The sequence below is a fragment of the bacterium genome (genome assembly GCA_024224155.1).
Taxonomy (GTDB): domain Bacteria; phylum Acidobacteriota; class Thermoanaerobaculia; order Multivoradales; family JAHEKO01; genus CALZIK01.
Genome location: JAAENP010000284.1, coordinates 1 through 11,611 on the forward strand (window position 1 = coordinate 1; position 11,611 = coordinate 11,611).

Genomic DNA, 11,611 nt, shown 5'->3' on the forward strand with positions numbered 1-11,611 from the left:
CACCTCGCATTGCCCCTTCTTGCCCCACGGCCCCTGGGCCCCTTTGGCCCTGCCGGCGCTGAAACCCCCGGCGCCGGCAGCAGCCACAGCCCATCGAGCCCTCACCGGGCCCTGTATCGATACGTCCTGGACCTCGGCCGGGCGAGGTTCCCTAAGCGGTGCCGCCGCTCTCCCTGCCAGAGCAGCCGGATAAGAAAATGAAGGGTGACCCCCGGTAAGGAGCCACCCTTCGATCGCGCTGAACACGTGGGCGAGCGGTGATGATTAGAACAGCCAGCCGATTCCCAGGCTGTAGAAGTCGACCGAGCCCGAGGTGTCGTAGAGATACGGGGCATCGTCCTCGTAGTCGAGGTAGCGATAGCCGCCGGTAAGGTAAGTGCGTTCGTTGACGCGGTACTTGGCTTTCAGCGCGACCTCCTGGAACGTAGTGTCCAGGTCCGAGAAGGTGTGGGTGCGGGTGAAGTCGTACCACTGGTTGGGCCGACTCGCCGCAAAGGCCTCACCTTCGGGGAAACTGAATGGATCGAGAGACGCCTCGGCCGTATTCAATGCGGCGTCGAGCGACAGCTCGAAGTCTTCGTTGGGCTTGAAGCGGATACCTCCCAGAATCGTGTTGAGCGTGGTTTCGTATTCGAGCAGGGCACGATCGGAGCCAAACTGGCCCGACAGAATCGTGCCCGCTCAGCCATCAAAGAGCGGAATACTCGCAGGAGTACCTAGCTCTGTGCTGTTCCAGGCGTAGGCCGTATGCCATTCCCACTTTGGCGCCGGAGCTCCCCAGAGAGTCAAGGTGAGCGCCTGCACGGTGCGCGACCAGTCGGTCAGGTCGCCGTCGTCGTTGTCACCGTCCCAGTAGCGATAGGAACTGGTGAAGCTCGTGCTGCCGGCCAGGCAGTTCGCTCGCAGCTTGACTTCGTCCCACGAGGCCGGAGAGGCCGTGGTGTCGGCGATTCGAGCATCGTGAAATTCGTAGTACTGAGCTCCGTTTGGATCGAAGGGATTGGGCACGGCCGGTGAAGTGAGTGTCGAGAAGGCGCCATCGACCAGGGCGAAGGCGTTGTCGGTTTCGCCGTGCTCGACCGAGACATAGGTCTTGAGACCCTTCTTCGGACGGGCTCTCCAAGAGGCCCCCAGAATGTTGGTGGTCGAGGCCATCTCTCCGGGGGCAACTTCGAGGTGGTCGCGGTCTACCTCCTCGTATTCCCAGAAGAGCCGGACGCTGCCCTTTTTCTTCCCCAATCGGCGGTTGAAGTCGAGCTTGGACTCGGTCACCTGGCGGTCCAGACTCGACAGCCGCGTCTTGTGAAAATCTTCACAAGTTCGACGCGGTGCGGCAACACCCCGTGAGGTGGCCGGCTGGCCCGCCTCGAAGGGCGGGAGTGCCAGGATGACGCTAGGCCAGGATTCGAAGTCCTGGTTGTGCTAGCACTCGGCCGATCTCGTGCACTGAAACACCTAGCCTCTCGGCTGATTCGACAGCCGACTGCGCCTTTTCCGGGGACAGGGTCATGAGCAGGCCGCCGGAAGTTTCGGGGCTGAAACAGAGCGTCCGGCGCCAGCCCTCGAGCGAGTCGTCGAAGCTCACCGCGTCCCCGAAGTGCGTTTGGTTGTCATGGGCCCCTCCGGGAAAGATCTCGGCCCGGGCTAACTCCTCCGCGCCCGGCAGCCACGGCAGTCTGGAATAGGCGAGCTCGAAGCCGACGCTCCCGGACTTGGCCATTTCGCTCAGATGTCCGAGCAGGCCGAAACCCGTGACGTCGGTGAGAGCGGTGGCGCCCAGCTCTTGGGCCAGCTCGGCCGCGGCTCGGTTGAGTTCCAGCATGCTCCGGGTCGCAGCCTCGACCTCGACCTCGCCGGCTCGATTCTGCATGAGAGCCGTCGTCACCACGCCCGTGCCCAGCGGCTTGCTCAAGAAAAGGCGATCGCTTGCTTTCGCGCCGCCCTTGGTTTTGAGCCGACTCGGGTGAATCGTACCCAACACAACCAGGCCGTACTTAGGCTCTTCATCGCGGACGGTGTGGCCGCCGGCGACCGCGATTCCCGCTTCCTGTGCCTTCTCGGCGCCGCCTCGGAAGATCTCGTTGACGATGTCGAGCGGCAGACTCTTGGGCATGGCGGCGACGTTCAGCGCCAGCACCGGCCGGGCTCCCATCGCGTAGATATCGCTCAGGCTGTTGGCTGCGGCGATCGCTCCGTAGGCATAGGGGTCATCCACGATTGGGGTGAAGAAATCGAGTGTCAAAACGACCGCCAGATCGTCACTTACTTGATAGGCGGCGGCGTCGTCCGCGAGTTCGAGGCCCACGAGTACCTTGTCGGAAGCGGCTGCCTCCGCAAGTTCCTGCAGTGGGCGCAGAACCTGCGCCAGGGCCCCGGCGCCCAGTTTGCTGGCTCAGCCGGCGCAGGACGTCAGGCTGGTGAGTCGAATGCGGTTGCGGTCGTTCATTGCTCCTCGGCAGGAGATCATAGACCATGGGGTCTCAAGCCGGAGGTCGGGCAGCCTCCGCCCTCCCAGGGCCGGATCTCACCGCCCCCTGGCAGGGTAGGCGCGACTCCCACCTTGGCGGACGTTCCGCTCTCGACGCGGTAGAGTACGCTGAGTTTGGCCAGTGCCTGTAGCACTCGCAGCGATCGGCTTCGAGGCCCGACATTGGCCAAGAACGTGGAGGACGAGATATGAAACGGTTTCCTTTCTTGATCGGTGCGGTGCTTCCTCTGGCGCTGGTCTTTTCATTCGCATCGACGGCGGCATCGGAAGAGGTCGAGATCCGGCAGGCGCCGGTGACCTGGACCCAGGCGGCGTTGAGCGACGGCGAGGAGCTCTATGGGCAGCTCTGCGCGAGTTGTCACGGTATGGATGCGACCGGCAACGGTCCGGCCGCGCCGGCGTTGGCGATGCCGGTTCCGGACCTGACCCGACTTGCGCTCGACAATGACGGTGAGTTTCCGACCGAGGGTGTCGAAAAGAGCATCCAGGGCGGCGGCAAGATCGTGGCTCACGGCAGCGTCGAGATGCCGGTCTGGGGCAGGGTGTTGGGCGATGTTCGCCCCGACTTCAAGCCCTACCGTCGTGAGGCCTTCGCGAAGCAGCAGATCTTCAATCTGACCGAGTATTTGAAGTCGATTCAGGTCGAAGAGGACTAACGGAGACGCCTTCGACTGGAACAACCCAGGGCTGCGGCGCTTCGAGCGTCGCAGCCCTTTTCAAAGATCCGAGCGCGTTCTCCGGGGACGGCCGGCCCGGAGCCGTGCTCTTTGGTGTCTTCCGGCAGGTCACCTAGACTCGGCTGCGAAACACCTGCTCGCTCCCGGGCCGCTGCCCAGGGGCGCCCTCCGAACGAAGGAAGACAGATTGAGTGACGTGCTGAAGAGCCAGAGCTACGCGCAGAGATCCTGGGATTTGAGCGAGTTGCTGCCGGATGCAGCCCAAGGAACGATCTCGGCGCGGCTTGCGGAGATGGAGAGTCTCGTCGAATCGATTGGTGAGGCCCGTGTCGAGCTCGAAAGAGAACCTTCACGAGAGCGCGTTCTCAAAGTGCTCGAGACCTTCGAGAAGCTGACCGAAGCGTCTTATCCGCCCTCGGCCTACGGGTCTCTTTGGTTCTCGGAGGACACCCAATCCGAGGCAGCACTCACCTTCAAGAACCGCATCGATCGGGCGCTGGTCGACTTTCACAACCGGGTGCTTTTCTTCCTCCTGTGGTGGAAAGGGCTCGACGAGGTGACCGCGCGAGAGCTTCAGCCGGGACAGTTGGAGCACGCGGATTTTCGCCACTTCCTCGAAGACCTGCGCCGGACCAAGCCCTTCATGCTCGAAGAACGCTCCGAGCAGATCGTCAACCTCAAGGACACCAACGGCATCTCGGCCGTGCTCACGATCTACTCGATGCTCACCAACCGGCTGGCCTTCGAGCTCGAAGTCGATGGCGAGGCGAGATCGCTTACTCGCGATGAGCTACAGGCCTATGTCTACTCCCCGGCTGCCGACCTTCGGGCGGCGGCCTACCGCGAGATGCTCCGAGTCTTCGAAGGCGAGGCCAAGGTGCTCGGGCAAATCTACGTCAGTCGAGTGCTCGACTGGCATGCCGAGAATGTGAGTCTGCGGGGCTTTTCGACTCCGATCTCGGTTCGCAACGTCGACAACGACGTGCCGGATGAGGCAGTTGAAGCCCTCCTCGACACCTGCGCTCGCAACGCGCCGCTCTTTCAGCGTTATTTCCGCTGGAAAGCTCGGGAGCTGGGACAAGAGCGTCTGTCCCGGTTTGATCTTTATGCGCCGCTGATCGGCACCGACAAATCGACCCCCTATTCGGAAGCCGTCGAGCTGGTGCTGTCCACCTTTGAAGAGTTCGAGCCCCGGCTCGCGGCTCTTGCGCGTCGGGTCTTCGACGACGATCACATTGACAGCGAGATCCGCAAAGGCAAGAAGGGCGGCGCCTTCTGTGCGACCGTACTGCCGACACAGACACCCTGGGTGCAGCTCAATTACACCGGCAAGGTCCGCGATGTAGCGACGCTGGCGCACGAGCTTGGACATGCGGTGCACTCGATGCTCGCCGAGGACCACTCGGTTCTCACCCAGCATCCCTCGCTGCCGCTCGCGGAGACCGCGTCGGTGTTCGCGGAGCGGCTGCTTGTCGACCGGCTGCTGGCGAGCGAGACTGCTCAAGGCGTTCGCCGCGAGCTCCTGGCCTTGTCGCTGGACGACATCTACGCCACCGTGATGCGCCAGGCCTATTTCGTCCGTTTCGAACAGCGCGCGCATGCGGCGATCCTGGCAGGGGAGCCTCCGGAGAAGCTCAATGAGATCTACCTAGGACTGCTCGAAGAGCAGTTCGGCGACGCCGTCGAGGTGCCACAGGAATTCTCGCGCGAGTGGGTTTCGATTCCGCACATCTACCACACGCCGTTCTACTGTTATGCCTACAGCTTCGGGCAGCTCCTGGTGCTGGCTCTCTATCGGAGGTTTCGCGAGCAAGGCGCTTCCTTCGTGCCTGGCTACTTGCGGCTCCTGGCCTGGGGTGGCGCCTCCCGGCCCGCCGAAATCCTGGCCGAAGCCGGGGTCGAAATGACCGATCCGAGCTTTTGGCAGGGCGGTTTCGATGTGGTCGAGGGCCTGGTCGACGAGCTCGAGGCGCTTTAGCCTGCCGTGTCCTCTAGTCCGGATGCCTTGACACGCTTCCGGTCAAGAACGTATCTGCTGTAGTCGCAGGGCCGGGCCTCCAGGGCCCGGCCTTTTTCTTGAGGCTAGAATCCACCGGATGAGACCGACAGTCCGTTATCTCGTGTCTTTCCTCGCGACCGCGGCCGTGGTGTTCTCGTTTCTGGCTCAGCTCGCCCGTGGTGAGTGTCCGGTGCCGTGACCAGGACGGTGAGAACTGTGCGAGCGATACGGGCGGTGCGAGTGCCGGCAACCGGCCTGCTGCTCGTCGGCACCCTCTTGGTCATCGCGCCGGGTTCCGGCGGCGCTTTGCCCGACCCGCCGGCGTTGCAGAACGGCGCCATCGTCGTAGAGCTCTTCACTTCCCAGGGCTGTTCGAGCTGTCCATCCGCGGATCGCTACCTGAGCGAGCTAGCCGCGCGAGAGGACCTCGAGATCATCCCGCTGTCGTTCCACGTCGACTACTGGAACTATATCGGTTGGACGGATCCTCTCTCATCCGACGTCTGGTCGAGTCGGCAGCGACGCTACGCGAGGGTTTTCGGAGGCAGCCGCGTCTACACACCGCAGATGGTGGTCAACGGCCGCTGGGAAGGCGTCGGCTCTGACCGGCGCGACATTTCGCGCCTGCTCGAGATGGCCCGCAACGAGCGATCGGCTGCGACGATCGGCGTTTCGGCAGAGCTGATTTCGAAGAGCCGTCTTCGAGTTTCCGTCACCACCGCTCAGGTCGACGGCGAAGTCGTCTCTGAGAGCCTTGCAGCCTGGATCGCGGTCGTCGAAAGCGATCTCGTGACGGAAGTCGGCCGGGGTGAGAACGCCTCCAAGACGCTGCACAATGATCGGGTCGTCCGGCGACTGGAGGCAGTTCCTGAGCTCGAGCTGATCGGGACGGGAGCAGAGGGTTCGGTCGAGATCGCACTCGACGAAGGATGGCGCCGGAAGAAACTGAGCGTAGTGGCCTTTCTACAGGATGCCGAGGCATTCCGGATTCAGGCCGCGGCCGAGTACGGCCTTGCAGACGTGCTGTAACCGGGCTCGCCGAGCTGGCGCACGGGGCGCAGGAGCTGCCCCTGATTGGGTCGGCTGAGCACGACGGTTATACTTGCGCATCCATCATGAAGGCTCGGCTACCCTTTTGGACGGTGTTGTGGCTCGGAGCCTTTCTGGAGAATGCACCCGCAGTCTCACTGATCACGTCCGAGAGCGTCGCGCCCCGGGTCACGAAAGAGCTAGGGAGACACTGAATGGGAACAAGCCAAGTGCCGCACGGCGACTCACCAGCCGACCCGGGACGCAGAGGCTTCATCAACTGGTTTCTGGGCACGTCGATAGGTGCTCTGTTCGCCTCCGTGGCCTATCCGGTGCTGCGCTTTGTCAGCCCCCCGGAGATCCCCGAAGCCTCGATGAACCAAGTCGAGGCGGGTCCTATCAACGACCCGGAATTGCTCGAGATTGGCTACAAGATTCTTCGCTTTGGGGCAGAGCCGGTGATCTTGATCCGTGGTGGGGAGGGTGATTTTCGCGCTTTCGCGGCCACCTGTACGCACCTCGATTGCATCGTCGAGTACCACAAGGACAAGAAGCGAATCTGGTGCAACTGCCACAACGGCGAGTACAACCTGAGCGGCCAGCAGGTGGCCGGCCCACCGCCGAGGCCGCTCGAATCCTTCAAGGTCGATCTCGTGGTCAAAGCCGTTGGCGAGCCCGAGCACATCGTGGTTTCGAGGGCATGATCGGTGAGTAACCTCGTCGGCAAGGTGCGTACCTGGATCGAGAATCGGGTACCCGTCTCGACGGCGACCGAGTTTGCCTCGCACAAGACGGTGCCGATGCACCGTTATTCGGTCATCTACTACTTCGGCGGCATGACCCTGTTCTTCCTGATCGTTCAGCTTCTAACCGGCATCATGTTGATGCTCTACTACCGGCCGTCGGCCGCGGAGGCTTTCGAGTCGGTCGAGTTCATCATGACGGTCGTACCGTTCGGTTGGCTGATCCGCTCGCTTCACTCCTGGTCAGCCAATCTGATGGTCTTCTTCGCCTTTCTCCATCTGGTCACCGTCTATTTCTCCAAGGGCTATCGCAAACCACGCGAGATCACCTGGATCACCGGCTGCATCCTGCTTTTCCTGGCTCTGGCGTTCGGCTTCTCGGGTTATCTCCTACCTTGGAACAAGCTCGCCTTCTTCGCCACCAAGGTGGGCACCGACATCGCGGGAGCGGTGCCGGTCGTGGGGGAATGGACGTTACGATTCTTGCGCGGCGGCGATCGGGTCACGGGCGGGACGCTGTCGCGCTTCTACGGCTGGCATGTCGCGATCCTGCCCGCTTTCCTGACGATACTCCTGGGTGTGCACCTTCTGCTGGTCCAGATTCAAGGCATGAGCGTGCCGCCGCGGGCCGAGGAAGAAGCCTCACGCCGCCGTCCGATGAAGTTCTTTCCGAACTTTGCGCTCCGCGATCTTTTTGGCTGGATTCTCGCGCTCGGGGTCCTGGTCGCGATCGCAGCCCTGTTTCCGTGGGAATTGGGCGAGAAGGCCGACCCCTTCGCGCCCGCCTATAAGGACATCCGCCCCGAGTGGTACTTCATGTTCATGTTCGAGACCCTGAAGTTCGTTCCGGGCGGCGAGATCTTCGGAGTCGAGTACGAGGCAATCCCGATCCTTCTCTTCTCGCTGGGTGGACTGCTGATGGTGCTGGTACCGTTTCTCGACAGGGGAATCGAGCGCACCGGGCACAGTCGGGCATTCACCGTCGTCGGGGTTGTGGCGGTGACCTACATGGTGGGCATGACCGCGTGGGGCTACCGGTCGTGGGCGCCGATTCTGGTGGTCGCTGCGACCGTGGCCCTGGTCTACGTCCTGCGCTGGGGCACCCAGCGTGCCAAGAGGGAGCCCGAATCATGAGGTGCTTTCGGGCTTCGGTACGCCCTGGACTACTGGTTGCGGCGATCGCTTTTATTGGTTCCGCGCCGGTCAACGGCGTTGAGATACGCGCCACATCGTGCACGACCTGCCACGGCGACGCAGACTTGTTCGAGGCCGAGACCCTCGCGATCCTGGAGAGCTTCCGCAACGACGTTCACGCCAAAGTCGGTCTTTCGTGTCACGACTGCCACGGAGGCAATCCGGCGATGTCGGTTGCCGACGACATGTTCGAGGCCAAGGACGAGGAGTTCGGTCTGAACCCGTATCGTGGCAAGCCGGACCGGATGGAGGCACCCGACTTCTGTGGCAGTTGCCACTCGAGCCCTTCCTACATGAAGCGGTTCATCTGGCTGGATGCTCAAGTCGGCCAGGTTGGGGAGTACCGGACAAGCAGACACGGACAGAGGCTGGCGGAGGGGGACGTCAACGTCGCGATCTGCACCGATTGCCACGGCGTTCACGGCATCGTCCGCGTCGGAGATCCGGAGTCACCGGTCTATCCGACCAACGTTGCCGACACCTGCGCCTCGTGCCACGCGGATGCGGAGAAAATGAGCGGCTACTTGCTCCCCGACGGTCGCCCACTTCCGATCGACCAGAGTGCCCGCTGGCAGCAAAGCGTCCACGCGAAAGCGATGTTGGAACGGGAGGATCTGTCCGCGCCGACCTGCAACGACTGCCACGGCAACCACGGCGCCGTGCCCCCGGGTCTCGACTCAGTGGCCGTCGTCTGTGGTCAGTGTCACGGCCGCGAGGCCGATCTCTTCCGCAGCAGCTCGAAGCACGATGGCTTCGCGCTCCATAACGAATACCTGGCCGAGGCCGGCGAGGAAGGCTGTCCGGCGTGCCACGAGCCGCCCGAGCCACAGGCCTGGGTCACCGGCATTCGACACTTCGGCGAGTGCACGTCCTGCCACGAAAACCACGGTACCGTACGGCCCACGGTCGCTATGTTCGGAGAGCTACCGGAGACACCCTGTGTATTCTGCCATGAGGGTTCGGTTGACCTGGGAGACGAGGCCGCGGAGCCGGAAGTGTCGGCGCGAAACTACTCGGAGGTTCTTGAAGAGCTCTTTAGCGAAGCGACGGCGGCGAATCTCGAGGGCGAAGCCCGTTTTGACTGGCTGGTCGACCGAGCTCGCGGTCTCGAGCCGCACTCCGTGTCCGGCGAGGTAGACGAGGAAGGCCGTCCGCTGCTACGGCCTGAGTTCAGTCGTCTGTTCGACAAATTCCGAATCGGCAAGACCTACTACACCCATGACGATCCGAATACCGGAGAAGAAGTTCGGACACCGATTACACGCTGTAGCACTTGCCACGTCACCGGCGCCTTGGTCAGCGACGCAACGCCGGGAGCGGTTACCGGCATCGACCTGCTGGATCGGATGAGCGAGCTTACGGCGATGATTGGAAGAGCCGAGCGAGTCGTGCTGCGAGCCCATCGAGGTGGTGTCGAGGTGCGCGACGCCCAGCTCGAGGTGGATCAGGCAGTCGACTCCGAGATCGGCCTCGAGGTCCAGGTTCACGGTTTCACCGCGGCCGAAGGTAGCGACTTTCTCTCGACTCACGCAAAGGGTCTGGAGCACGCGCGTACGGCGATCGACTTGGGCCTCGAAGCTCAGGAGGAGATCCAAGCAAGGCGACACTGGCTAGCCCTTTCCCTGGTCGCGATCGTCGCAACCCTCATAGCTCTGGGCCTCAAGATCCGAGAGCTCTCGAGGCGCGAAAGAGCCTCGTTCGAGACGTCGGAAGCCTAGGTCGGCCGTCTCAGAGGAGGCTCTCCCGGGAGCGAACCGCCGCCTGATTGGGCATGAAATCGTACGCAAGGCGTACTGCGTCGTGCAGCAGTGACGCGGGAAACTACCCGATCGGGTAGTCCGAAAGGCCTTTCGGTCCCGCCCTCTCGGTTGTTGGCGGCGGACTTTGCTACGGCGCATGATGCAGGCGACATCGCGCAGTTCGGTCTGAGTCTGGGGACTTGCATTGAAGATCTGGCGCATTCCTGATCAGGTTATTCGTTTAGCCGTTGTGCTCGTGGCGGCGGTGGCGGTGTTGGTGGTGGTGAGGGGCCGCTTCGTGCCGGCGTCGTTCGGCGAGACGGGACACTACCGGGCCGACGCGGTCGACGTGGTTGCCGCGCAGCCGATTCGATATGCGGGCTCACAGATTTGCGTCGAGTGCCACGACGGCGAAGGTGAAGCCAAGAGCGGATCCTTCCACCGGACCGTTTCGTGCGAAGTGTGCCACGGCCCCGCGGCCGCGCACGCCGAGGATTTCGAATCCCAGACACCGCTGATCCCCCGCGAGCGCGGCGCCGAGTGTCTTTCATGTCACGAATACCTATCGCCGCGTCCCACCGGTTTTCCGCAGATCATCGAACGCCTACACAACCCTCTCCAGCCCTGCATCGGCTGTCACGACCCGCACGATCCCACGCCGCCAGAGGTGCCGGAATCGTGCTCGGCGTGCCACGCCCAGATCGCCAGGACCAAGGCGGTGTCTCATCACTTGACGCTCGAGTGCGAGACCTGCCACGACGCACAGGCCGAGCACCGCGAGGAGCCGCGCTCCTTTCTGCCCAGGAAGCCGACGGCGAGGGAGTTCTGCGGCAGTTGTCATTCGGAGAGCGCCGACAGCCCGGCCGACATTCCACGCGTCGATCTGCGCGATCACGGCGAGCGCTACCTGTGTTGGCAGTGCCACTACCCCCATCACCCGGAGAGCTAAGGATGGCCGGACAAAACGACGAGCGAAAGTTTCCGCGGCGAGAGTTCCTGGTCAGAACGCTTCAACTTCCGTGCTCGGCGGCGGTGGTCACCGTTTTGGGACCGCTGGCCCTTGGCTCCGATGCCGCCGCAGCCAGTCAGAGCGGCTCGGAAACCTCGGAGCACTACTTCGGCATGGGGATCCAGGTCGACAAATGCATCGGTTGCGGCAAGTGCGTCGAAGCCTGCAAGGCCGAGAACGACGTCCCCCGGGAGCCCTATTACTTTCGCACCTGGGTGGAGCGCTACGTCATCCACAACGACGGTGACGTGTCGGTAGACAGCCCCGAGGGAGGCATTCGGGGCTTTCCCCTGCACGAGGGAGAGAGTGACGTGTTGCGCTCTTTCTTCGTTCCCAAGCTCTGTAATCAGTGCGACAACCCGCCATGCGTACAGGTATGTCCGGTGGGGGCGACATTCAAGACCGACGACGGGGTCGTGCTGGTGGACAGCGACTACTGCATCGGCTGCCGCTACTGTATCCAGGCCTGTCCCTACGGCGCCCGCTACCTCGATCCACGGACCAACACCGCGGACAAGTGCACCTTCTGCTATCACCGCATCACGCAGGGACTGTTGCCGGCCTGTGTCGAGGTCTGCCCGACGGGGGCCAGGATTTTCGGCGAGCTCAACGCGTTGGCCAGCCCGCTGCGGCGGTTGATGAGGATGAGCTCGCTTCAGGTTCTGAAGCCCGCTCTCAATACCGAGCCCAAGGTCTTCTATTCGAAGTTGGACGGAGAGGTGAGGTAGTCGCG

11 protein-coding genes are annotated in these 11,611 nt (G+C 62.9%); 8 read left to right on the forward strand and 3 right to left on the reverse strand.

The window, feature by feature from the left end; translation table 11 throughout:
• Nucleotides 1–264: 264 nt before the first annotated feature.
• From GY769_14740 to selD, 3 genes are all read right to left on the reverse strand, one after another.
• Nucleotides 265–549 (reverse strand): hypothetical protein, encoded by a 285-nt coding sequence (locus tag GY769_14740; GenBank protein ID MCP4203177.1) that lies wholly within the window; start codon nt 547–549, stop codon nt 265–267.
• 132 nt (nt 550–681) lie between these two features.
• Nucleotides 682–1,272 carry a hypothetical protein gene (locus GY769_14745; GenBank protein ID MCP4203178.1) on the reverse strand — a complete coding sequence of 197 codons (591 nt, stop codon included), beginning with the start codon at nt 1,270–1,272 and terminating at the stop codon, nt 682–684.
• A 121-nt stretch (nt 1,273–1,393) separates the two neighbouring features.
• Nucleotides 1,394–2,383: a selenide, water dikinase SelD gene (gene selD / locus GY769_14750; protein ID MCP4203179.1), complete on the reverse strand. Its 990-nt coding sequence runs from the start codon at nt 2,381–2,383 to the stop codon at nt 1,394–1,396.
• Between the two features lie 293 nt (nt 2,384–2,676).
• Here selD and GY769_14755 point away from each other — a divergent pair, with 293 nt between their 5' ends.
• The 8 genes from GY769_14755 (at nt 2,677) to GY769_14790 (ending at nt 11,606) form a co-directional block, all read left to right on the forward strand.
• Nucleotides 2,677–3,144 (forward strand): c-type cytochrome, encoded by a 468-nt coding sequence (locus GY769_14755; protein MCP4203180.1) that lies wholly within the window; start codon nt 2,677–2,679, stop codon nt 3,142–3,144.
• Between the two features lie 313 nt (nt 3,145–3,457).
• Nucleotides 3,458–5,143 carry a M3 family oligoendopeptidase gene (locus tag GY769_14760; GenBank protein MCP4203181.1) on the forward strand — a complete coding sequence of 562 codons (1,686 nt, stop codon included), beginning with the start codon at nt 3,458–3,460 and terminating at the stop codon, nt 5,141–5,143.
• A gap of 237 nt (nt 5,144–5,380) precedes the next feature.
• Entirely contained in the window at nt 5,381–6,193 is an 813-nt protein-coding gene (locus GY769_14765) for a DUF1223 domain-containing protein (GenBank protein ID MCP4203182.1), read from the forward strand.
• A gap of 215 nt (nt 6,194–6,408) precedes the next feature.
• Nucleotides 6,409–6,897: a ubiquinol-cytochrome c reductase iron-sulfur subunit gene (locus tag GY769_14770; GenBank protein ID MCP4203183.1), complete on the forward strand. Its 489-nt coding sequence runs from the start codon at nt 6,409–6,411 to the stop codon at nt 6,895–6,897.
• 96 nt (nt 6,898–6,993) lie between these two features.
• A complete protein-coding gene (locus tag GY769_14775) occupies nt 6,994–8,070 on the forward strand; it encodes a cytochrome bc complex cytochrome b subunit (GenBank protein ID MCP4203184.1) in 1,077 nt (358 codons plus the stop codon).
• Nucleotides 8,067–9,848 (forward strand): hypothetical protein, encoded by a 1,782-nt coding sequence (locus tag GY769_14780; GenBank protein ID MCP4203185.1) that lies wholly within the window; start codon nt 8,067–8,069, stop codon nt 9,846–9,848. The genes GY769_14775 and GY769_14780 overlap by 4 nt, the downstream gene beginning before the upstream one ends.
• Before the next feature lie 226 nt (nt 9,849–10,074).
• Nucleotides 10,075–10,818: a hypothetical protein gene (locus tag GY769_14785; protein MCP4203186.1), complete on the forward strand. Its 744-nt coding sequence runs from the start codon at nt 10,075–10,077 to the stop codon at nt 10,816–10,818.
• A gap of 2 nt (nt 10,819–10,820) precedes the next feature.
• Nucleotides 10,821–11,606, forward strand: coding sequence for a 4Fe-4S dicluster domain-containing protein (locus tag GY769_14790; protein ID MCP4203187.1), 786 nt, complete (start codon nt 10,821–10,823; stop codon nt 11,604–11,606).
• Nucleotides 11,607–11,611: the final 5 nt, after the last annotated feature.